This is a genomic window from Brevundimonas sp., assembly GCF_036659295.1.
Classification (GTDB): domain Bacteria; phylum Pseudomonadota; class Alphaproteobacteria; order Caulobacterales; family Caulobacteraceae; genus Brevundimonas.
In genome coordinates, this window is record NZ_JAVXCU010000031.1 from 1 (window position 1) to 20,652 (window position 20,652).

General features: G+C 58.6%; 22 protein-coding genes. 10 read left to right on the forward strand and 12 right to left on the reverse strand.

Annotated features, from left to right (window positions below; translation table 11 throughout):
• A partial coding sequence (locus RSB01_RS07505) for a vitamin B12 dependent-methionine synthase activation domain-containing protein (RefSeq protein WP_332625253.1) occupies positions 1 to 1,345 on the forward strand: 1,345 nt, incomplete at its 5' end.
• 140 nt (positions 1,346 to 1,485) lie between these two features.
• Here RSB01_RS07505 and RSB01_RS07510 read toward each other — a convergent pair.
• Entirely contained in the window at positions 1,486 to 4,446 is a 2,961-nt protein-coding gene (locus RSB01_RS07510; protein ID WP_332590958.1) for a TonB-dependent receptor, read from the reverse strand.
• A gap of 818 nt (positions 4,447 to 5,264) precedes the next feature.
• Here RSB01_RS07510 and RSB01_RS07515 point away from each other — a divergent pair.
• Complete coding sequence (locus RSB01_RS07515) at positions 5,265 to 6,167, forward strand: MBL fold metallo-hydrolase (RefSeq protein ID WP_332590957.1); 903 nt, start codon at positions 5,265 to 5,267, stop codon at positions 6,165 to 6,167.
• 13 nt (positions 6,168 to 6,180) lie between these two features.
• Here the strand turns inward: RSB01_RS07515 and RSB01_RS07520 are convergent, their stop codons facing one another.
• Both RSB01_RS07520 and RSB01_RS07525 read right to left on the reverse strand, forming a co-directional pair.
• Complete coding sequence (locus RSB01_RS07520) at positions 6,181 to 6,864, reverse strand: DUF1499 domain-containing protein (RefSeq protein ID WP_332590956.1); 684 nt, start codon at positions 6,862 to 6,864, stop codon at positions 6,181 to 6,183.
• Between the two features lie 21 nt (positions 6,865 to 6,885).
• Positions 6,886 to 8,514, reverse strand: a complete 1,629-nt coding sequence (locus tag RSB01_RS07525) for a long-chain-fatty-acid--CoA ligase (RefSeq protein ID WP_332625255.1) — start codon at positions 8,512 to 8,514, stop codon at positions 6,886 to 6,888.
• Positions 8,515 to 8,700: 186 nt separating this feature from the next.
• On the opposite strand from RSB01_RS07525, the gene udk reads away from it, so the two are divergent.
• Complete coding sequence (gene udk, locus RSB01_RS07530) at positions 8,701 to 9,342, forward strand: uridine kinase (protein ID WP_332591157.1); 642 nt, start codon at positions 8,701 to 8,703, stop codon at positions 9,340 to 9,342.
• 170 nt (positions 9,343 to 9,512) lie between these two features.
• The gene (locus RSB01_RS07535) at positions 9,513 to 10,115 is read left to right on the forward strand and encodes a TetR/AcrR family transcriptional regulator (RefSeq protein WP_332591158.1); all 603 of its coding nucleotides are present in this window, start codon (positions 9,513 to 9,515) and stop codon (positions 10,113 to 10,115) included.
• A gap of 3 nt (positions 10,116 to 10,118) precedes the next feature.
• On the opposite strand, the gene pdxH is transcribed toward RSB01_RS07535, so the two are convergent.
• A complete protein-coding gene (gene pdxH, locus RSB01_RS07540; RefSeq protein ID WP_332591159.1) occupies positions 10,119 to 10,781 on the reverse strand; it encodes a pyridoxamine 5'-phosphate oxidase in 663 nt (220 codons plus the stop codon).
• A 117-nt stretch (positions 10,782 to 10,898) separates the two neighbouring features.
• Between pdxH and RSB01_RS07545 the strand changes: the two genes are divergently transcribed.
• Together RSB01_RS07545 and aroC are read left to right on the forward strand one after the other, a co-directional pair.
• Complete coding sequence (locus RSB01_RS07545) at positions 10,899 to 11,612, forward strand: J domain-containing protein (protein WP_332591160.1); 714 nt, start codon at positions 10,899 to 10,901, stop codon at positions 11,610 to 11,612.
• A gap of 11 nt (positions 11,613 to 11,623) precedes the next feature.
• Entirely contained in the window at positions 11,624 to 12,709 is a 1,086-nt protein-coding gene (gene aroC / locus RSB01_RS07550) for a chorismate synthase (protein ID WP_332591161.1), read from the forward strand.
• Positions 12,710 to 12,814: 105 nt separating this feature from the next.
• On the opposite strand, the gene RSB01_RS07555 is transcribed toward aroC, so the two are convergent.
• On the reverse strand, positions 12,815 to 14,020 hold the full coding sequence (locus RSB01_RS07555) for a heparan-alpha-glucosaminide N-acetyltransferase domain-containing protein (protein ID WP_332625257.1): 1,206 nt from the start codon (positions 14,018 to 14,020) through the stop codon (positions 12,815 to 12,817).
• Between the two features lie 272 nt (positions 14,021 to 14,292).
• Here RSB01_RS07555 and RSB01_RS07560 point away from each other — a divergent pair, with 272 nt between their 5' ends.
• Positions 14,293 to 14,988 (forward strand): pirin family protein, encoded by a 696-nt coding sequence (locus RSB01_RS07560; protein ID WP_332591163.1) that lies wholly within the window; start codon positions 14,293 to 14,295, stop codon positions 14,986 to 14,988.
• Positions 14,989 to 15,042: 54 nt separating this feature from the next.
• On the opposite strand, the gene RSB01_RS07565 is transcribed toward RSB01_RS07560, so the two are convergent.
• Positions 15,043 to 15,495, reverse strand: a complete 453-nt coding sequence (locus tag RSB01_RS07565; RefSeq protein ID WP_332591164.1) for a GNAT family N-acetyltransferase — start codon at positions 15,493 to 15,495, stop codon at positions 15,043 to 15,045.
• A 160-nt stretch (positions 15,496 to 15,655) separates the two neighbouring features.
• Positions 15,656 to 16,294 carry a DUF2306 domain-containing protein gene (locus RSB01_RS07570; protein WP_332591165.1) on the reverse strand — a complete coding sequence of 213 codons (639 nt, stop codon included), beginning with the start codon at positions 16,292 to 16,294 and terminating at the stop codon, positions 15,656 to 15,658.
• An 86-nt stretch (positions 16,295 to 16,380) separates the two neighbouring features.
• Between RSB01_RS07570 and RSB01_RS07575 the strand changes: the two genes are divergently transcribed.
• Both RSB01_RS07575 and RSB01_RS07580 read left to right on the forward strand, forming a co-directional pair.
• Complete coding sequence (locus RSB01_RS07575) at positions 16,381 to 17,178, forward strand: LytTR family transcriptional regulator DNA-binding domain-containing protein (RefSeq protein ID WP_332619937.1); 798 nt, start codon at positions 16,381 to 16,383, stop codon at positions 17,176 to 17,178.
• Between the two features lie 53 nt (positions 17,179 to 17,231).
• Positions 17,232 to 17,510 (forward strand): hypothetical protein, encoded by a 279-nt coding sequence (locus RSB01_RS07580; RefSeq protein ID WP_332591854.1) that lies wholly within the window; start codon positions 17,232 to 17,234, stop codon positions 17,508 to 17,510.
• Positions 17,511 to 17,514: 4 nt separating this feature from the next.
• Here the strand turns inward: RSB01_RS07580 and RSB01_RS07585 are convergent, their stop codons facing one another.
• The 3 genes from RSB01_RS07585 to RSB01_RS07595 are packed head-to-tail and all read right to left on the reverse strand — an operon-like array spanning position 17,515 to position 18,791.
• The gene (locus RSB01_RS07585; protein WP_332591855.1) at positions 17,515 to 17,817 is read right to left on the reverse strand and encodes a hypothetical protein; all 303 of its coding nucleotides are present in this window, start codon (positions 17,815 to 17,817) and stop codon (positions 17,515 to 17,517) included.
• Complete coding sequence (locus RSB01_RS07590; protein WP_332591856.1) at positions 17,814 to 18,341, reverse strand: RNA polymerase sigma factor; 528 nt, start codon at positions 18,339 to 18,341, stop codon at positions 17,814 to 17,816. The genes RSB01_RS07585 and RSB01_RS07590 overlap by 4 nt, the downstream gene beginning before the upstream one ends.
• Positions 18,342 to 18,368: 27 nt before the next feature.
• Entirely contained in the window at positions 18,369 to 18,791 is a 423-nt protein-coding gene (locus RSB01_RS07595; protein WP_332619939.1) for a hypothetical protein, read from the reverse strand.
• A gap of 117 nt (positions 18,792 to 18,908) precedes the next feature.
• Here RSB01_RS07595 and RSB01_RS07600 point away from each other — a divergent pair, with 117 nt between their 5' ends.
• Complete coding sequence (locus RSB01_RS07600; protein WP_332591858.1) at positions 18,909 to 19,136, forward strand: DUF4287 domain-containing protein; 228 nt, start codon at positions 18,909 to 18,911, stop codon at positions 19,134 to 19,136.
• A gap of 1 nt (position 19,137) precedes the next feature.
• On the opposite strand, the gene queE is transcribed toward RSB01_RS07600, so the two are convergent.
• Both queE and queC read right to left on the reverse strand, forming a co-directional pair.
• Positions 19,138 to 19,773, reverse strand: a complete 636-nt coding sequence (queE, locus tag RSB01_RS07605) for a 7-carboxy-7-deazaguanine synthase (protein ID WP_332591859.1) — start codon at positions 19,771 to 19,773, stop codon at positions 19,138 to 19,140.
• The gene (queC, locus tag RSB01_RS07610) at positions 19,773 to 20,489 is read right to left on the reverse strand and encodes a 7-cyano-7-deazaguanine synthase QueC (protein WP_332591860.1); all 717 of its coding nucleotides are present in this window, start codon (positions 20,487 to 20,489) and stop codon (positions 19,773 to 19,775) included. Before queC ends, queE begins: the two co-directional genes overlap by 1 nt.
• Positions 20,490 to 20,652 lie beyond the last annotated feature (163 nt).

A 20,652-nucleotide genomic window follows, 5' to 3' on the forward strand; every position in this document is an offset into this window, starting at 1 on the left:
AGACCGTATTCTGGACGAAGCCATCGCCCACAATTGCGACATTGTCGGCCTGTCCGGACTGATCACGCCATCGCTGGACGAAATGGTGTTTGTCGCGGCCGAGATGGAGCGTCGCGGCATGGACCTTCCGCTTCTGATTGGCGGCGCTACCACCAGCCGCACCCATACCGCCGTTAAGATCGAGCCGGCCTATCAACGCGGTTCGACCACCTATGTCATTGATGCCAGCCGCGCTGTGGGTGTTGTCGCAGGGCTGTTATCGCCGACTGACAAGGCCACCAACGAAGCGGCCACCCGCGAGGAATATGTTCGTATCCGCGAGCAATATGCACGCGGTCAGGAGGTCAAGGCCCGCGCCGCCCTGCCCGTCGCCCGGGCAAACTGCTTCAAGGCCCAAAACCCGACACCGGCACCAAAACCGTCCTTCATCGGCACCCGTGCCTTTGAGTGGGATTTGCAGGATCTGGCTGACCACATCGACTGGACGCCCTTCTTTGCAAGCTGGGAACTGATCGGGCGGTTCCCGCAGATTCTGGAAGACGAGATTGTCGGCGAGGCCGCATGCGATCTGTACCGCGATGCCCGTGCCATGCTGGGCAGGATCGTGGCCGAGAAATGGTACACCGCCAAGGGCGTGGCCGGTTTCTGGCCCGCCAATGCGCGTGGTGACGACATCGTCGTCTGGACCGACGAGAGCCGCACCACCGAGGCCGCTCGCTTTCACGGCCTGCGCCAGCAGATTGCCAAGAACAACGGCAAGCCGAACCTGTGTATCTCGGACTTCGTAGCCGAGGATGGCGAGGACTATATCGGTGCCTTCGCCGTCACCGCCGGTCATGGCGAACTGAAGAAAGCAAAAGAGTTCAAGGACGCCGGCGACGATTATTCGTCGATCATGGCCACCGCTCTGGCCGACCGTCTGGCCGAAGCCTTTGCCGAGCGCCTACACAAGGAGGTTCGCACCACACTGTGGGGCTATGTGCCGGACGAACAGACCACGGTTCAGGACCTGATCGAGGAGAAATACCTCGGTATCCGTCCTGCCCCCGGCTATCCGGCCCAGCCGGACCACACAGAAAAGGCCACCCTGTTCCGCCTGCTGGATGCGGAAGCCCAAGCCGGTATGGAACTGACCGAAAGCTTTGCGATGAACCCACCCGCCTCGGTCAGCGGCCTCTATTTCGGCCACGTCGAGAGCCATTATTTCGGCGTCGGCAAGATCGACCGCGACCAGATCGAAAGCTATGCCGAGCGCAAGGGCTGGGACGTCGCCACGGCCGAACGCTGGCTATCGCCCATCCTCAACTACGACCCTCGCAAAGTCGCTCAGGAACAGGCCGCGTAAATACCTTACGCTCCCTGAAACCAATCACCCCGAGGACGAAGCGTCCTCGGGGGTTTCTTGTGCGTATCCATCTATTGGGTCCACAAACAAAAGAGGCGGTGGATTTTTCCACCGCCTCTCTGTTTCAGTCTTAACCGCGATTAGAACTTGGCGGTCAGACCCACGAAGTAGCGACGACCCAGAATGTCATAGGTCGACGGATCCGTGTTGGCCTGAATACCCGGATCCCAGGTACGCGGCTCTTGGTCCAGCAGGTTGTTCACACCACCACGCAGCGAGACGACGTCGTTGACAGCCCAGCTACCGCTCAGGTCGAAGTAGTGGGTGGCTTCGAGGGTATCTTCCGAACCGAAGATGGTCATCTCACCCACACGACGCCAGCGAGCCGTTGCCGAGAACGGACCGTTGGCCCAGTTGACCGAAACCAGCGACTTCCACTCGGGGAAAGTGTTGCCGAAGTCGTCCGAGATCGTACCCTTACGGTCGAGCAGCGCACCACCGGCAACGACGCTGTCTTCACGCGAACCGAGCCAGCCGACGACAGCATTGACGCCAATAGTGCCCCAATCCGGACCACCCACGTCAACCAGGTCAATTCCCCAGTCAACTTGCAGGTCAACACCCGACGTCTTCAGAACACCCAGGTTGTCCAGGTTTTCGATGGCGTCGATGATATTGCCGTTATTCGGGTCACGGCTGAACTGCTGGCAGTAAGAGTTAGCTGCATCATAGGTCGGATTTTCACCGGTACCGTTGAAGCAACCGTTCAGAGCATCCGAGATCGAAATGCTATCGATAACGTTCTCGATTTCGATGCTGTAATAGTCGATCGAAGCCGAGAGACGGCCCAGCCAAGGCGACTGGAACTGCGACTGGTAGACCAGACCCAGCGACCAGGTGTCTGCCGTTTCTTCTTCCAGATCGATGTTGCCACCGGACCAACCGTTGGTTTGGTCATTCTCGAAGGTATAGGTATCTATAACCGTAGTCGCGAGGCCTTGAGCCAGGCAGAGCGCCTTGACCTTGTCCTTGTCAGCGCCGTTGCGATAGAAGCCGCCTACGTCACAGGGGTCACCACCCGGAGCCTTGAGGCTGGCATCACCGATAGCCGGGAAGTTCACGCTGGCTGGCGAGTAGAGCTCACCGATCGAAGGCGCACGCACAGCGCGGTTGAAACCACCACGCACACGCAGACCGTTTACGATTTCCCAATCGATATCAGCGCGATAGGCAGTCGTACCACCGATCGAGCTGTAGTCAGAGTAGCGGTAGCCAAGCGTCAGATCCAGCGAGCTGATAAACGGCAGGTTCGACAGAACTGGGATCAGAGCTTCACCGAACAGGTCGATGTTGTTGACGCGACCATTGACGGAATCAGCGGCGTTAAAGCCAGCGATTTCTACGCCTCCAATGGTTCCACCATCAGGCAGCCCGTCTGCGCCAAGGTGAGGCGTTCTCGGGTTGATACGGGCCAATGAAGGATCAGAGGCGTACTGATAGCCGTTCTCGCGATACTGGACACCGAGAGCGACGAGCACTTCGCCGGCAGGCAGGTCAAAGGCCTTGCCTTGCAGCGTACCTTCAATAACGCTTTGGTCGACTGTCGTTACCGTACGTGACGTACGGCCGATATAGCTCAGGCATTCAGCCGAAACGGCATTCTCGCCAAACGGATTGAAACCGCCCTCACAGATGCTGGCACCACCATCTGCGGCATCGAGCAAGGTCTGAACCGAGGAACGCGACACGTTGCCGGTCTGCGTCTCGATGTTGCTGACCCGACCGTATTGAGCATACAGATCATAGGTCCACGAGCTATGCGGAACTTGACCACGGACGCCGCCCGTCAGTTGGTAAACGCTATAGTCGTACTCGGCGTGACGGCCGCCCAGATCGGTGAAGCGCTTGTTAAACTGGAACGATGCGTTCGGATCAGCACGGCTGTCCAGGAAAGCCTTCAGAGCCGTCGGGATGAACGGGTTGGTCGAAGGCGCACGGAAGCCGGTCGTCGAAGCCGCAGGCGTAGCAGCCAATTCCTGGCTAGCCGTATACTGGTTGAACATTGCATCGCCGTAGAATTCGACGTTGTTGTTCAGCTTATATTTGCCGCTCGTATAGACGTTCCAGCGCTCCATCGGCAGCGACAGATAGTTCAGCGCGCCGGTATTGAAGGCATAGGTCGAACCCGGGGTATAGAAGCCCGTGTACTGGATACCTTCGGAAGGTTTGAAGTTCAGTGCCTTGGCATGGCTGAACATCGAACCGTCATTATTGAAGCCAAATGCACCCGTCAGCGACAGTGTCTGGTCGCCGAAATAGTCACGAATGGACTGCTCGGTCGGAAGGTTGGTGCTGTCGAACACAACCGAACCCATCGGCGTGGTGCCCGAACCGCCCGAAACAGCGGCGAAATCACGTGCCGAGTTGAAGATCAGGTCGCGGGTCGAACGGTTGATCGAGAGCACAGCATTACCGCGATCATCGGCGAAATTACCGCCAACGGTCAGGGTGTAGCTTTGGGTCGTGCCGTCGCTACGGTCGGTTTGACCATATTGAGCGTCGATTTGTGCGCCTTCAAACTGGTCATTCAGGATGAAGTTGGCAACACCACCGATAGCGTCCGAACCATAGGCTGCCGAGGCACCGCCCGAAATGGTTTCAACGCTGCGGATCAGCGCAGCCGGGATCAGGTTGACGTCGGCCGAGCCGTCACTGTTCGACGGCACCAGACGGCGACCATTGACCAGTACCAGCGTACGCTTCGGCGACAGGCTGCGCAGGTCAAGGTTGGCCTGACCGCCGTTCGACGGGTTGTTCGAAGTCGAGGAGATCGACGGCGTGAACTGCGGCAGATCATTCATCAGGCTGTCGATCGTAACCGAACCGGTGGCCTGAATGTCCTGCGCATCAACCGTAACAATCGGGCTGGCCGACTTGTAGTCCTGACGCGCGATACGCGAGCCAGTCACGACGATCTGCGAAACTTCAGTGGTTTCTTCAGTCTGCTCTTGCGCTTGGGCAATGCCCGCGCCAGCCAGCATGGTGAAGCCCGCAATCATCGAGGTTGCAAGCAAGTGCTCGCGTTTCGACAGCGATTTCATTCTGGTTTTACCTCCATAGCGAAGGGCAGCCCGAGTTTCCCCTCTGGCACACGCCTTCATGTTCCCCGTCACCAGACACAACAATGACTGGTGAGCGACAGCCTCTCACTAGGCCCAGATTTTCAATGGAGACACGACAATTAGGGGGTTCAACAAAAACGACCAAATAATGTCGTAATTTGGCAACGTTAGGGCCAGCTTGGCCACACAGGTAACAAGGGTACTAAAGTTTTCAATATCGATTTATTTCAAGGGCCAATTATCAAAAGTATTTACAAATTAGAATTTATTTCTAAAATTTTTTAGTATCCTAGATTAATTTTAGAAAGCTCCGTTCTTTCGCAATTCCTTGTAATTTTAAGAGCATCAATTCAAACAGTTGATCAAGTTTCTGGATTAACCCCAAAAAATAATGCTTCCAGCCCCCTCTGCGACTCACAGAAAGCGTGCCAACCCATCGCGTTTCTGCTCGTAACAACCATACAGAGATCGCATATTTTTTTCACAACTGCGCGCTACCGCCCGCCCCTATTCAAGCCATCAGTGCACACTACACTAGCGCTATTCAGCAAAATATATCATCGAAATACATGACATAATCGATGCCTAAATTCGGCACTAACTCCGCATTTTTGGCATCCGTCTTACAAATAACGATGTAAGCTGTAGATTAGTCGCCTCGGCCATTCGTATGGCGACAGAGCGAGACGTGGTCAGTCAGACTCCCTCTGCCCGCTACCTAATTCACAAACATCGGGGCACGCCTCTGCTATCAGGGTATCCAGACGTCGCTGATCCTTCGCGTCGGGAGTGCCCTTATGCAGTTCACCAGAGAGTTTGATTTTGCCTACGGGCGCTGCGACCGGATGTCGGCACGGGTCCAGCGGGTGATTGCCAATAATCCCGGCCCGTTCACCTTTACGGGGACCGGCACCTATATAGTGGGCAAGGCCGGTGCGGGATCAAAGGTCGCTGTGATCGACCCCGGCCCGATGGATCAGGCGCATCTGGCCGCTCTGATCGAGGCCATAGGCCCGCGCACGCTCAGCCATATTCTTGTGACGCATACCCATGCCGACCACTCCCCGCTCAGTTACGAACTGGCCAAGGCCATGGGCGGGGCACCGATCTATGCTGCCCGTCCGCCATCCGGTGATCATCAGTGTTCGCAACTGGATGAAAGCCATGATGAGGACTTTGCGCCCGATGTCATCCTGACGGGTGGCGAAGTCATTACAGGTGATGGCTGGACCATGGATGTCATGGCCACACCCGGCCATGCGTCGAACCACATCTGTTTTGCCCTGCGTGAAGAAAATGGCCTGTTCAGCGGCGATCACATCATGGGCTGGTCCACGACCATTGTGGCCCCACCCGATGGCGATATGAGCGACTATATGGCCAGTCTGGAAGCCATCATGGTTCGCGGATTTGACACGATATGGCCCACCCACGGGGCCCCGATCACCGATGTCGAGCCCTTCCTGAAGGGCTATCACGCGCACCGGATGCAGCGCGAGGCTCAGGTTCTGGAGCGTCTCGCCGCCGGTGACACCACCATCGCCCAGATGGTTCCCATGCTTTATGCCGCCGTCAGCCAGAGCCTGTGGCCCGCCGCTAGCCTGTCGGTGCTGTCGCATCTGCAAAAACTGGTGCGCGACGGGCGTGCAGAAACAAATGATGCCAACAGCCTGCAAGGCCATTGGCATCTAATCGGTTAGATTTTCCAGCCGCCTAGCGCAGCGCATTCATCTCGGCGACAACACGCTTGGCCAGATCGCAAGCACGCGGCCCGATCGGCATAGTGTCACGCGCCGCCACACGCACATCGGTACGCCCCGGACGGATACGGACCGTGACATCGTGCTGGATGCCAAACCACATGCCCTCCTGCCATCCGTCCACGCGGAAGGGCGAAGAGCCCATCACTGTCACACCTGACTGTTTCAACGCCCACGCGACCACATCGGGTGACAACTGGCTATCGATCGCCAGCAAGCCGTCACACGCGACGGAACTGCTGGGCACAACACGCGCCGCACGGCGATCCGACAGCATGGTACGACCAAAGCCCGGAGCGTCATCGGCATTGGACGTCACATCGCGCGGATCGGGTCCGATACGCGAGAGCTGGTACTTATAGATCCCGAATGTGCCACCCGCGACCAGCAAAGCCGTCAGGGCATACAGCCACAGGTCGCGGTTCTTCAGCATCAGAAGCACCGCAACCAGCGCCGCTGCCAGCCCCGCCCACGCCATGATCGATCCTAGTTTGAGCGCGATCAGGCCCAGACCGGTTTCCAGACTGACCCAACCCAGACGGGTGGCCAGAACCGCCCCCAGCACCATCAGCGGCGCGGTACAGGCGATCAGCACTGCCAATCGCGCGATACCTGTCAGCTTCTTGTCCGGTTGCATTCTGTCACCTCCTGCAAACGCCTAGCCGACCGAAGGGAAACGATAATCCTTCAGCCGTTCACGAAGCAGCTTCTTGTCTATCTTACCCGTGGCGCCAAGCGGAATTTCATCAACGGCAACAACATCATCGGGCATCCACCACTTGGCGATCTTGCCAACCAGGAAGTCCAGATGCTCCTGCTTGTCGAGGACTTCGCCCTCTTTGAGCTTGACGATCAGTAACGGACGCTCGTCCCATTTCGGATGCGCGGCACCGATCACAGCGGCCAGTTCGACCTTGTCGTGGCCCACCGCAATATTCTCGATCTCGATCGAGCTGATCCACTCGCCACCAGACTTGATGACGTCCTTGGCGCGGTCGGTGATGTGCATAAAGCCGTATTCATCAATGGTGGCCACGTCACCCGTGTCGAAATAGCCGTCTTCGTCCAGCACCGAACCTTCGCCCTTGAAATAGGCGCTCGAGACGGTCGGTCCCTTGATAAGCAAGCGACCAAAGGTGCTGCCGTCATGCGGCAGCTCCGCGCCGGCTTCATCGACCAGTTTCAGCTCGACCCCCAAAGGCGGCATGCCCTGTTTGATCCGCTGCTTTACCTGATCATCATAAGGCCAGCTCTTCATTTCGGGCAGGATGTTGGACACCGTGCCGATGGGCGAGGTTTCCGTCATGCCCCAGCCCTGCACGACTTCGACATTGAACTCGTCATTAAAGATGCGGATCAGGCTTTCGGGGGTTGCCGCCCCTCCAATCATCACCCGCTTGACGGTCGAGAGCTTGAGGTTGTTCTCGCGCATGTGCTGCAAGAGGCCCTGCCAGACGGTCGGCACGGCCGCAGAGAAGGTCACGCCCTCGCTCTCCAGCAGTTCGTAAATCGAGGCCCCGTCCATCTTTGCGCCCGGCATGACCAGTTTGGTACCCGCCGCAGGACCGGCAAAGGCAATACCCCACGCATTGGCATGGAACATCGGCACGACAGGCAAGATTACATCGCCCGGCGTCGCGCCCAGTACCGTGGCCTGCATCCCCATCAGGGTGTGCAGGAAGTTGGAACGGTGCGAATACAATACGCCCTTGGGATTGCCCGTTGTGCCGGACGTATAACAAAGCCCACAGGCCGTCTGTTCGTCAAAACCGCCCCATTTCACATCCGAAGAGGCTTGATCCAACAGGCTCTCATAGGCCTCGGCATTGGGCAGTTTGGTCTGCGGCATGTGGGCCGCATCGGTCATGATGACGAAACGCTCGACCTTGGGAATGTGCGGCAGGATCGCTTCCAGCAGCGGTACAAAGGTCAGGTCTGTAAAGATCACGCGGTCTTCGGCGTGGTTGATAATATAGACCAGTTGTTCGGGGAACAGACGCGGGTTCAGGGTGTGGCACACCGCCCCGATCCCCATAATGCCGTACCAGGCCTCCATATGGTTGCCGGTATTCCACGCCAGCGTCGCGACACGGTCCCCCTGTTTGATGCCCCATGCCTGAAGGAAGTTGGACACCTTGCGCGCCCGTTCGTGTATCTGGCCATAGGTCACACGGACAATCGGCCCTTCTACAGAGCGCGTCACCACTTCGCGGTTCGGGTGCCATGTCTTGGCATGGTCCAGAATACGATCAACCGTCAGCGGCCAGTCCTGCATCAGTCCGAGCATTGGCGTCCCTCTATAATAAAGTCCCGTTTGCGCTTGTTGTGGTTCATCGACCGGCGCTTTACCGGACGCTAAGCCATTAAGGGCGCGGGTGGCAATGTGACCCTAGGTCAGGTTTGCCGCGACAAAATGTGTTTTTCGCCATTTGGCTGTCTTGCGCCTTGCCTTGTGACAGTGGATGAGGTCGCCATGACCATACTGATTGCCATCACCGGCGGCTCGGGTTCGGGCAAGTCCACCCTCGCCGAAGCCCTGATTTCGTGCCTTCCCCAAGGCAGGGCCGCCTTGTTGCGCGAAGATTCCTATTACAAGGACGCGGCATCGGTAGAGGGCTTTGATCCGGCAACGCATGATTTCGATCACGTCGATTCCCGCGATCACGATCTGTTGGTGCGCGACCTGAAAGCGCTGAAGGAGGCCCGCGACATTGTCGCCCCCCTCTATTCCTTCATCACCCATGGTCGCGAAGAAGGTGGCGAACCGGTCAAGGCCGCCGATGTCGTGGTCATTGAAGGCACGCACCTGTTGTGCAATCCGGCATTGACGGCGCTGTTCGATATCAAGGTCTTTGTCGATACACCTGCCGATATCCGCTTTATCCGCCGCCTGTTGCGCGACCAGATCGAGCGCGGTCGTACAGCGGATTCTGTGGTCAACCAGTACCTGCTGACCGTCCGCCCCGGCCATGAGGCCTTTACCCAGCCGTCGCGTATTCATGCCGACTTTATCGTCGCCGATACCACCGCAGCCGTCCGTCTGGTCGACCATGATGCGGTTATGCGACTGGTTGCCCCCGTCCTCGCACACCCCTTGCTTGCAGCATTCAAATAGTCGCGCGACCAATAGTTGCGCTAAAAATAAACGCTAATGCTCTGCACACGGCGCATGTTAAAGCTCGGATTGTTATATTATTTCACGATAATAAATAACAATGCTACGCTTGCGCTTATGGCAAAGCTGGATCACTGTCGTTTGCAGAACAACAATCCGGCGAACTGCAAATGTCTGCCCAACAGGATCCCCGCGTTCACACGATTATCCGCGAAGCCAGACTGCGCTTCGTGTCCGACGGGTATGCTGCAGCACGCATAGAACCGATTGCCCGCTCGGCCGGTGTATCGACGGCGACGCTCTACACATTCTTTCCCAGCAAGGTGGCGCTGTTCGAGGCTGTCGTCGAAGCTGCCGCAAAGGAATTCTACGACCGCGTCGGCCCGTTTATAAACGCATCAGCCCCCGACAGGGCCATGTTGACGGCCTATCTGACCCGATACACCGAGTTTCTGTCCGACAGCTTCGTGCGTAAAATGTTTCGCCTGATTGTGGCCGAGCGCCCGCGTTTCAACACGCAGGCCGTCGACTTTTTCGACCGGGGGCGCGGAGATATCGCCCACACCCTGATCGCCATGTTCGCCACCATGGGTGCCAATGGCCTCGTCAAAATCGACAAGCCCGGCTCGGCCGTCAGCCAGCTACTGGGCATGGTCGAACATCCGGTCCTGTTGCTGCCGCTGGCCTCGGGTAAGGACCCGATACAGGATCGCGGTGCCGCTGACATTGCCGAAGACGCCGTAGAGACCTTCTGGGCCCGCTACGGCATCTGACACTTAGGGATACAGGCGCTCAATGCGCCACGCATCGCCCTGTTTCACAAAGCGCATACGGTCGTGCAGCCGGAATTTGCGGTCACGCCAGAACTCGATAGACACCGGCACCAGCCGCCAGCCCGACCAATGCGGCGGGCGCGACACATCCCGCCCCTCAAAGCGCTGCGTCTCTTCGTCAACGCGCAGTTCCAGCGCCTCGCGGCTTTCCAGCAGGTGCGACTGGGATGATGCCCATGCACCAATGCGGCTCTCGCGGGCGCGGCTGGCAAAATAGGCATCGGCTTCGGCCGCCGTCACAGGCTCGATCACACCGCGCACACGCACCTGACGGCGCAGCGATTTCCAGTGAAAGACCAGCGCCGCGACAGGATTAACCGCCAGCTCCTGCCCCTTGGCGCTTTCAAGGTTGGAGAAAAACGTAAAGCCGGTCGCGTCCATATCTTTCAGCAGCACAATCCGCGCATCCGGCACGCCCTGGGCATCCACCGTAGCCAGCGTCATGGCATTGGCATCATTCGGCTCGGTGACGACCGCTTCCTTCAGCCAGTCGGCAAAGATCGCAAACGGATCAGCACCTTCAAAAATGCTGTCATCCGAGTTGCGAACCAGTTGGGCTTCGTACTCGTCGCGTGACGGGCTGGGCGGGATAGCAGAGTGACTCATAGCTCTGCTTATAGCCCGCCCGACGCGATTTGCCCAAATATTGAACGCCGTTCATTCCGCTGACATAAGGTGGTTACGGTTAACACCCTTTTGACCATATCGGGTCAGTGTGGGTTCATGAGCGCAAGGCCACTGACCGTTTCGGAAGCCTACCGGATACTGGACCTGACTGGTCCGGCCAGTCCGGCTGCGCTATCGGCTGCGTTCCGCCGTGTCGCCAAGGCGGTCCATCCCGATCAGCCAAACGGCGATGTTGTGCTGTTCCGCTATGTGGTCGACGCCTACCACCTGCTGCAAAACCAGTCCGGCCAGCGGTTGTTGCTGGAAGCACCGCAAGCCTCCGGTCTGCGCGTGGTTCGCCCCGATCCCGAGATCGTCATCTCGCCTATGCAGGCCTTAAAGGGCGGCATCACCAGCCTGTATGTCGATGATCGCCTGTACCGTGTGCGCCTCGCCCCCGGCCTGAGGCACGGTGACCAGATGCGCCTCAAAGACCTGATGACGGTGCCTGTAAAAATCCGACCGCGTGACGGCCTGTCGGTATTCGGCTCGGACCTGTTCTTCCAGACCCGTATCGAAGCCCATCTGGTTCGCGATGGCGGGCGTATCGAGTTTGATACCCCCGTTGGTCCGCAATCGGCCTGGCTGGTGCCGGACATGACATCGCCGGTCAGGTTACGTTTTGAAGGTCAGGGTCTTCCCGCACGCGGCACGCGCCCTGCCGGTGATCTCTTCGTGTCGCTGGAATCCAAGCCAGAAAGCCTCACAGAGACACAAGATCGTCACCATCGCTTCACTCAGCTCTGGACGACACAGGCCGCAGCGGCTTAAGCCGTAGCCTCATGTCACATAACAGCTTCGGTCACCTGTTCCGCATCACCACCTGGGGCGAAAGCCACGGGCCGGCTATTGGCGTCGTCGTAGACGGCTGCCCGCCGCTGATCCCTCTGACCGAGGCGGATATCCAGCCGTTTCTTGACCAGCGCAAACCGGGCGGCAGCCGCTTTGTCACCCAGCGTCAGGAAGCCGATGCGGTGAAAATCCTGTCCGGCGTGTTTGACGACGGCAACGGCCCTGTCACCACCGGCACCCCGATCAGCCTGATGATCGAAAACACCGACCAGCGGTCCAAGGACTATGGCGAGATCGCCCACGCCTTCCGCCCCGGTCACGCCGACTTTACCTATCAGGCCAAATACGGTGTGCGCGACTATCGCGGCGGTGGTCGATCCAGCGCCCGCGAAACGGCCAGCCGCGTGGCGGCCGGTGCCGTGGCGCGTAAGGTTCTGGGTGACAGCATTCAGATCCGCGCAGGCGTGGTGCAGCTTGGCCCGCACCGCATCCCTGACGACCAGATCGACTTCAGCGCCGTTTACGACAACGCCCTGTTCGCCGCCTCGCACGAAGTGGTGCCGCAATGGGAAGCCTATCTGGATACCGTCCGCAAAGCCGGCTCCAGCATCGGCGCGGTCGTCGCGCTGGAAGTCACCGGCGTGCCTGCCGGATGGGGCGCACCGCTCTATGCGAAACTGGATAGCGAACTGGCATCGGGCCTGATGACCATCAACGCCGTCAAGGGCGTGGAAATCGGCGCGGGCTTCGAGGCCGCCATGCTGTCAGGCGAGGAAAACGCCGACGAAATGCGCATCGGGCCTGACGGCGAGCCGGTCTTCCTGTCGAACAAGGCGGGCGGCATCCTCGGCGGCATCTCGACGGGCCAGCCCGTCACCGCCCGCGTGGCCTTCAAACCCACCTCCTCCATCCTCACCCACCGCCAGACCATCAACCGCGACGGCACCGAAGTAGACCTGCGCACCAAAGGCCGCCACGACCCCTGCGTCGCCCTGCGCGGCGTGCCGGTCGTGGAAGCGATGGCGGCGATTGTTCTAGCCGATGCAAAGCTGAGGCATCGGGCGCAGGTGGGCTGATCGATACAGCCCCTTACCTGAAAAACAGGGCAAGATAGTCAAAGATGGACGAGGGCATGCTCGTGTGGATCATCTTCAAATCTCGCTAACGCAACTCAACCAAATTTACAGGTACTTCAGCCAGCGGATGTCCCGTCGCCTTGCTTTAAACCGCGAGAAGTGGGCCGTAGGCAGGTAAAGCGGGACGATTAGGGCCGCATACCAGACAAAAATCCAGAGATAGTTTGAGATCCCGAAAACGTTCCCTTGGGTGTGTCCGTAGATCGCGACAGCACTGTGATACAGCAGCCTCAGCACGACCAAGTGGAATATATAGAAAAACATCGGTGCGCCGCCGAACACTGCGAGTGCGGACATTAGCCACCCTTCGCGCATGCGTTCAAAAACGGCGAGCAGCAGGATACCGACACCCAGCGTAAGCAGCAGGAACAAGAGCGACGGCGGATACTTTGTCAGAGCGAAAAAGCTCATCGCAGTTCTGAGTGGACTGCCCTCGACCACGAACCAAGGGGCGTCACCATAGACATTGAGCAGACGGATCACCACGAATGCAACCAGCAGTCCGCAACCCGTTATCATAAGCCGTCGCTGTCGCTTAGCCGCCTCAACACTGCTCAAGAACCACGGTCCAATCGCATATCCGGTCAGTATGACACCTATCCATGGAAGGACAGGATAGGTGGTCTGGGCCACAAGCCCGAACGGAAGCGCGATAACATCGCGCTGATGCAACATTGCCCATAGGGCAAACAGCGGATGACCGGATTCCAAATGGATCGGGTCAAGTAGGTTGTGGCCACAGATGATGACCAAACCGATGGCTAACAGCACCCGTCGAGGCAGGCTGATCATCGCCGCCAAGACAATCATGCAAACGCCGATGCACCAAATCACCTGCAACCAGAGCGTTGGACTGGCTATGCCCCAGTAAAGCTCGGACAGAAGAAATACCTCAAGGGCCATCAAAAACAGCCCTCGCTTGATCAGAAAAATCCGTGTCTCGGCCAGCGAATGTTTGGAGGCATAAAGGAAGGCGGAGAGGCCCGTCAGGAAGACGAAAACAGGTGCGCACAGACTAGCCGCCAAACGCGCCAGATAGAGCGCGGGCAAAGCCGTATGTGCATCGATGGGATCAAGCACGGAAATATGCAGGAACCAGGTTTCGCGCAGATGATCCAGCAGCATCACAACCATCACGAAGCCCCTCAAGGCATCGATGCTCTGCAAGCGAGCACCGCTCGCAACGCGCGAAATAGCCTTACTTAAGGTGGGAGCCGATGCTGCTTTCGCCCCAGTTATACCGTCACCCATCCAAAAACCCTTTGAGCCGTCTCAACACCACAGCCTTTGGCCGCACTTGAAAAAGCGGCTTATCTCTTCACGTCTCAGGATGCAAAATAAATGTTACTTTATATCATATCATCACAACACCTCCGAAGGCCCAAGCGCTCTCCTGCTCAAAGTGGCGGGAGATTCTGTAACAATCCGTGATCGCCACACCCCTATTCGTAACAGGTACTGTTCCTTATATAGCTCTCAATGACGCAGCAACGCACTGCAATCTCAAGCGTTGGGAGTGAACCATGATCGATGTCCGTCCTTTTAATACCCTCGGTGGCGCTAATCACGGCTGGCTGAATGCCAAGCACCACTTCTCGTTCGCCAACTATTACGATCCCAATCGTATGGGCTGGGGCCGTCTGCGCGTCTGGAACGATGACGAGATCGGTGCAAAGTCGGGCTTCCCGCCTCATCCGCATGCCGACATGGAAATCATCACCTATGTCCGCACGGGGGCCATCACCCATCAGGATTCCATGGGCAATACGGGCCGCACGGGCGCTGGCGATGTGCAGGTCATGAGCGCAGGTACCGGTGTGCGCCACGCCGAGTACAATATGGAAAACGAGCTGACGACGCTGTTCCAGATCTGGATCGAGACGGACCGTCCCGGTGCAGAACCTTCGTGGGGCCAGCGCGAGTTTCCAAAGGCCGACCGCTCGGGCCAGTTCACCATCGTCGCCTCGGGCAACCCCGACGACAACGCCTTGATAATCAATGCCGACGCCCGCGTTCTGGCTGCGACCCTCAAGGCCGGTGAAAGCCTGTCCTATGATCTGGCTGCCGGTCGCCGTGCCTATCTGGTGCCAGCTGTTGGCAAGGTGGATGTGAACGGCACGACGCTGAACGCCCGCGACGGTGCAGGCATCGTCGATGAAGCCACCATCACCATCACGGCCAGCGAAGACGCAGAACTGGTCATGGTCGACAGCCTGTAAACGGCGGACTAAAACCAAACGTCAGGGGGACACCGATGGTGTCCCCCTTTCTGTTTAGGCCCTATTCCAGAGCATTTTCGCATTCGGATGCGGCAAGCCCTGATCGTCGGTTTCGCGCTGGCTGACCACCTTGAACCCCATCGCCCGATAAAAGCCGATGGCCGCTTCGTTCGCCAAATAAACCTCTAGCGACAATGCATCCCTGCCGGTTTCGATATGCCGCAACAAGGCCTTGCCGATACCCTTGCCCTGATAGTCCGGATCAACAAACAGCGCCGCAATATGGTCGTCCAGCAAGCTGGCAAACCCGACAGGCCGGTCATCCAGACAAGCCACAACCGTTGTCGCCATGGGCAGATAGACGCCCTCCATCATCGGCTTCTGTTCGCGCAGGGTTTGTTCGCCGATAAAGTCATGGGCGATCATCGAGGCTCTGAACCAGATGTCAGACAGGTGTGATGTATCCGTGCTCGCAACAAACGGACGGATCGACAGGTTTTCGATCATAGGAATTTCCAAAGATAATACGCAGAAAACAGCGCCCTCAACCGGAGCGCTGGCGAACCCTTTCGGGTGGCTCAAAATCTTTCTCTGCGCATAAGTCTCCGCATCTGCTTGAGCCAAGCCTAGCCCTTAAAACCCATAAGGGCCAGTTCCCGCCGATGGATCACAGGCCGCGCCTGTTTCGATCCCGACGCAGCCAAAGCTCGGCTAGTACAAGGTTTGGCACCCACGCCAGAAAGGCAATCGCGCTATACCAAGGCTCGAAGGGCAGCCCGAAAATCATCACCAGCGGCAAATAGATGCGCAAGGTCACGGCCGCCAGCGTCAGCGCCCATGACCGGATCATCCAGCGTCGGTGCGCGTCAAACCGCTGCTGCACAGCAGCCCGCCAGCCAAGAACGTTCACCGCAATCCACAACACGCCCAGCAATCCAAAGCCCGACGCCGCCACCGGACCTGCCCGCGTTCCGGCCGCCAGTACCAGCCCTGCCGCACCACCGATCAGGCAGGACACAACATAGGTCCGGCCTATCCAGCGATGCAGCCCCAAAGTGGTGCGTCGCCATGCGGGGATGAACTGCCACGCCCCCAGCGCCAAAGCTGTGACCGAGCCAGCCACATGCACCACCAGCCACGGCAGGCCATAGACATTGTGCAAGGCCTGCTGGATCGTCTGCGGTGGATTAACGAGATAGCGTCCGGAATAAGCGGCAACCGCCAGACACAGTAACAGCAGAAATGCCCAGCCTGTACGACGGGCCCATTTTCGGGTCTGGATTAGAATTATCGAGTGAGCAGACAAGCGAGCGATCCTTGTTCTTGATTTCGCAAGCCGCTATTGCCGCCTCCTGCCCGTGCCCGTCAGGCTCGACTTCGTGAAAGGTGCCAATGATGCGTGAACGAGACGCCGCACCTCACAAGGCCACAGCCCCATTGCGTTCTTCGCTGTTCAGACGCGCAGGCATCGATCTTGGCATTCTGGTCGCCATCGGTCTGTTGATGGGATTTCTCGGACCATTTGGCTCTGATCGGGCCCCTGCTGGCTTGCGATATATCTACTGGATGATCTGCATGGTTGGCGGGGGTCTGATCGCGCTGGCGGGCGACTACATGCTTGGCCGCTATATTCGAAAGACATGGATCAGGGTGCTGGTGGGCTCCGTTATCCTGACCCCGCTTGTCGCCCTTCTGGTGCGCTATGCCGAGTATGTGGTGATGGGCGGACAGTTGGACTGGCACCGCTTTTCCAACCTGTTGCTGCAAGTCTGGCCGATCCTGCTGGCCGTTCTGGTGGTGCAGGCCCTGATCTGGCGTCGACCCGCTGTCAGGATCGAGACCCGCACTCTGGTCGCCCCGCCCCTGCCGCAAGCCGAGGCCGATTTTCGCAAGCGTCTTTCGGCCAAGCGCCGCAGTGCTACCCTGTTCGCCATTCAGGCCTATGACCACTATCTGAAGGTCCACACAGACGCAGGCGAGGAAATGATCACCCTGCGAATGTCCGACGCCATGGCCGATCTGGAATTGGCCCATGGATGGCGGGTGCATCGCTCGTGGTGGGTGGCGGCCTCAGCCATCGAGAGCGCCACTTGGAACCGCAGCAGCGGTGAACTGATGCTTAAAAACGGCATGACCCTGCCGGTCAGCAAAACCTATCGCCACGCCCTCAAGGAAGCTGGCTGGCTGTGAATGCGCGTCGATAGACGGTTGGCGGCTACAAGACACTGTAATACAAAGACGAGATGAAGCTTTCCCGCCCCCGATCCGTCCTGACCACGCTCGCCTGCTCGATCTTGCTGGCCACCAGCCTGTCCGGATGTGTCGCCGGTGCCGTTGTCGGTGCAGGTGCCGCTGTCGTCGGTGGCGCAGCCAAGGTCACAGGTGCCGTCGTTGGTGCGGGCATTGATGCCGTGCACACCTCGGACGAAGAAGAACGCGCCAAGCGTGAACGCGAACAGCGCGAGGCCGAACGCGAAGCCCGCCGCTGCGAACGTCGTCAGCAACAGGGCAAGGCCTGCTAGGGCATTAAACGGCCCTCGCCCGCCCCAGTGTCCAGACCACCAGCGCCGCTATGCTGCTGGCCGCAATGGCGGCCATTATGGGCATGAGTGACGCAGTATTTCCCGCCTGCAGCGCCCATAACAGGGCCGTCAGCAGGCCGCCTGCGACCACAATCAGCATCGCCAAATGGGTAAAGCGCGTAAGGGCGCGTTGTTTGGCAACACGCTCCAGAACCGCAATCTCGAATCCGTAATCCTGTTCAGCAGGTTTCGATGCCGCAAACAGGGCCGCCAGTTTCTGCTCGGGGGTCAAGCCTTTAGGGGTCATAGCTGTTCTCCTAACGCTTTCAGCAAACGCTCGCGACCTCTGGATAGATGGGATTTTACCGTGCCTAACGGAATATCCAGCGATGCGGAAATCTCGGCATGGCTCCAGCCCTCGGCCAGTGACAACGCCACACAGGCCCGCACATCTGCCGGCAAATCCGCCATAGCTGTTTCCATACCGATACGGTCCTCGGCACTGACACCTTCGGGTGTAGTCAGGGATTGCAGCCAGTCCTGATCGCGGCGCGCACGGCGCTGGTTGCTGCGGATATGGTCCTGCGCTCTGCGCCACGCCATGCCGATCAGCCATGAACGGAAGCGGTCTGGATCGCGCACCGTTGCCAGCCCCTGCCATGCATGGACAAACACATCCTGCGCCACATCATCGGCATCGGCCCAGCGACCGCCCAGCAGCCGGCGTAGGAAGCCGCGCACCATCATCTGGGTCGCAGCCACCAGCCGCCCATAGGCCATGTCCGATCCGGCCTGCGCCTCGGCCAGCCAGCGGATTTCCTGCTGTGTCATCGGATCAGCGCCCCGTCAGCACACTGCCTATTTTTTCTTCACACTCAAGCCGATGGCCATGACCAGCGCCCAGACGGCAACGGCACCCATGGTAAAGGCTACGATCGTGAACGGATACCCCGCGAGCCCGCTCGACCACGACGCGTAGGCAAAGCCCGCTGAAAACACCGCGAACAATCCTACCAGCGACCAGTAATGTATTGGCCCTTGTGCCTTGGCCATGCCCGCCGACACAGGATTGGGAGCCGTCACACCGGCTTCGGACAGCGAAAACCCCTTGGTCAGCGCCGTCAGAACTTCCTCGGGCGGAGCCTCGCCCCGCTCGGCATAGACTTTGAGAACATCCAGCATGGCGCGGTGCTGGCGATATTTCAGCCATGTCGTGAAGCCCGCATAGACAATGCCGAACAGTGGCACCGAAAATACCAGAACCCAGAAAATCATGCCCATAGCCATACCCTTTCCAAACCGTCGAAAACCTTGTTTCGTCAGTTAGTCGTCACAGCAAGGGCGATTGGATGCAGTGTCCGTATAAAAAACTCTAACTCATACCGACAAGGTCCAGACATGAGCCCGAACTCTGACGTAGAGAAGGTCAAAGGCCCCGCATCCTATTTCCCGTCTATCGAAAAGAAATATGGCCGTCCCATTTCCGACTGGCAGGGCATAGTGCGCAGTGCCTATCCGGCCAAGCACATGGAACTGGTCGAGATTTTAAAACGTGACCATGAAATGGGCCATGGCCACGCCAATGCTGTCGTGGCCTACACCTTGGCCGAGGACGGCCTGAAATAGGTTATCGTACGCCGATATATTTGTGGGTCTGGATACTGAGCCGCCATTGCGGATGTTTCAGGCAGTATTCCATAGCCGCCAGCGTATTGGCGACCTGATCAGGGCCGTCCATCGGCTGTAGCCAGAAGCGCTCGAAATCCATGTGCTCGAAGCGCTCGGGCATGGCCTTTTCTTGCGGATAGACCAGCTTCAGTTCCTGCCCCGATGTCTGCACCACCTCGGCATCGGCCTTGGGGCTGATGCAGATCCAGTCGATGCCGTCTGGCGCTTTCAGGGTGCCATTGCTCTCGATGGCGATCTCGAAGCCCCGCGCATGCAGAGCGTCAATCAGGGGCACATCCAGTTGCATCAAGGGCTCGCCGCCCGTGCACACCACCAGTTTCGGATCGCCGTCGCGGCCCGTCCAGAAACTGTTGACGTGATCGGCCATCAGATCGGCCGTTTTGAATTTGCCGCCACCATCGCCGTTCACGCCGACAAAATCGGTATCGCAAAAACTACAGATCGCCGTGGCGCGGTCACGTTCCAGCCCGCTCCAAAGATTACAACCCGCAAAGCGCAGGAACACCGACACACGGCCCGCCTGCCCCGCCTCGCCCTGAACGGTCAAAAAGGCTTCTTTTACCGAATAGGTCATCAGCCCTCGATCCACTTCTTGTAGCCCGCTTCGCGCAGTTCGCAGGCCGCGCAGGTGCCACAGCCATAGCCCCACGCATGGCGATGCTCGCGGTCACCGGCATAGCAGGTGTGCGAGGTTTCGATAATGGCATCCACCAGGGGCTGGCCTCCGATCTGGTGTGCCATCTCCCAGGTCTGCGCCTTGGTCAGATACATGAGCGGGGTTTCAATCGGCACCGGACGGTCCAACCCCAGCGACAGGGCCTGCGACATGGCATCAATCGTGGCCTGACGGCAGTCGGGATAGCCCGAATAGTCCGTCTCGCACACGCCCGTCACCAATACCTTCAGACCGCGACGATCCGACAGGGCCGCTGCTGCGGTCAGGAAGATCAGGTTGCGCCCCGGAACGAACGTCGGCGGAAGCCCACGTTCGTCCATTTCGATGGCGACTTCGCTGGTCAGGCTGCTTTCGGCAATTTTTCCATAGCCGGTCAGATCGACCACATGATCCGGTCCCAGACGCTCGGCATATTGCGGCAGAACGTCCTTCATCGCTTCGCGGACCGACAGGCGCGCTTGCATCTCGACGACGTGGCGCTGACCATAGTCAAAACCGATGGTTTCGACGCGCTCGAACTTCTGCAACGCCCATGCAAGACACGTGGCGCTGTCCTGCCCGCCTGAAAACAAAACGAGGGCAGATGGGGACGATGTGGGCGTGAAAGCGTTCATAGCAAACCTGCGGTCGGCCAACAGCCGCGCGCATCCGGACAAAACTGATAAGAAAGGTAAGTGGTCGCTGCTTATAGCGACTAACCGCTACTGCTGCAAAAAAGCAGCATTTTCATGGTGACCCATATCCTGAAAAGCCCCTTAAGCAGTCGCTTAACTGTTC

Excerpts from the sequence above, each read along its gene's own strand:
- RSB01_RS07510 (WP_332590958.1), bottom strand. The coding sequence starts at position 4,446 with ATGAAATCGCTGTCGAAACGCGAGCACTTGCTTGCAACCTCGATGATT.
- RSB01_RS07515 (WP_332590957.1), top strand. The coding sequence starts at position 5,265 with ATGCAGTTCACCAGAGAGTTTGATTTTGCCTACGGGCGCTGCGACCGG.
- RSB01_RS07520 (WP_332590956.1), bottom strand. The coding sequence starts at position 6,864 with ATGCAACCGGACAAGAAGCTGACAGGTATCGCGCGATTGGCAGTGCTG.
- RSB01_RS07525 (WP_332625255.1), bottom strand. The coding sequence starts at position 8,514 with ATGCTCGGACTGATGCAGGACTGGCCGCTGACGGTTGATCGTATTCTG.
- udk (WP_332591157.1), top strand. The coding sequence starts at position 8,701 with ATGACCATACTGATTGCCATCACCGGCGGCTCGGGTTCGGGCAAGTCC.
- RSB01_RS07535 (WP_332591158.1), top strand. The coding sequence starts at position 9,513 with ATGTCTGCCCAACAGGATCCCCGCGTTCACACGATTATCCGCGAAGCC.
- pdxH (WP_332591159.1), bottom strand. The coding sequence starts at position 10,781 with ATGAGTCACTCTGCTATCCCGCCCAGCCCGTCACGCGACGAGTACGAA.
- RSB01_RS07545 (WP_332591160.1), top strand. The coding sequence starts at position 10,899 with ATGAGCGCAAGGCCACTGACCGTTTCGGAAGCCTACCGGATACTGGAC.
- aroC (WP_332591161.1), top strand. The coding sequence starts at position 11,624 with ATGTCACATAACAGCTTCGGTCACCTGTTCCGCATCACCACCTGGGGC.
- RSB01_RS07555 (WP_332625257.1), bottom strand. The coding sequence starts at position 14,020 with ATGGGTGACGGTATAACTGGGGCGAAAGCAGCATCGGCTCCCACCTTA.
- RSB01_RS07560 (WP_332591163.1), top strand. The coding sequence starts at position 14,293 with ATGATCGATGTCCGTCCTTTTAATACCCTCGGTGGCGCTAATCACGGC.
- RSB01_RS07565 (WP_332591164.1), bottom strand. The coding sequence starts at position 15,495 with ATGATCGAAAACCTGTCGATCCGTCCGTTTGTTGCGAGCACGGATACA.
- RSB01_RS07575 (WP_332619937.1), top strand. The coding sequence starts at position 16,381 with ATGATGCGTGAACGAGACGCCGCACCTCACAAGGCCACAGCCCCATTG.
- RSB01_RS07580 (WP_332591854.1), top strand. The coding sequence starts at position 17,232 with ATGAAGCTTTCCCGCCCCCGATCCGTCCTGACCACGCTCGCCTGCTCG.
- RSB01_RS07585 (WP_332591855.1), bottom strand. The coding sequence starts at position 17,817 with ATGACCCCTAAAGGCTTGACCCCCGAGCAGAAACTGGCGGCCCTGTTT.
- RSB01_RS07590 (WP_332591856.1), bottom strand. The coding sequence starts at position 18,341 with ATGACACAGCAGGAAATCCGCTGGCTGGCCGAGGCGCAGGCCGGATCG.
- RSB01_RS07595 (WP_332619939.1), bottom strand. The coding sequence starts at position 18,791 with ATGGGCATGATTTTCTGGGTTCTGGTATTTTCGGTGCCACTGTTCGGC.
- RSB01_RS07600 (WP_332591858.1), top strand. The coding sequence starts at position 18,909 with ATGAGCCCGAACTCTGACGTAGAGAAGGTCAAAGGCCCCGCATCCTAT.
- queE (WP_332591859.1), bottom strand. The coding sequence starts at position 19,773 with ATGACCTATTCGGTAAAAGAAGCCTTTTTGACCGTTCAGGGCGAGGCG.
- queC (WP_332591860.1), bottom strand. The coding sequence starts at position 20,489 with ATGAACGCTTTCACGCCCACATCGTCCCCATCTGCCCTCGTTTTGTTT.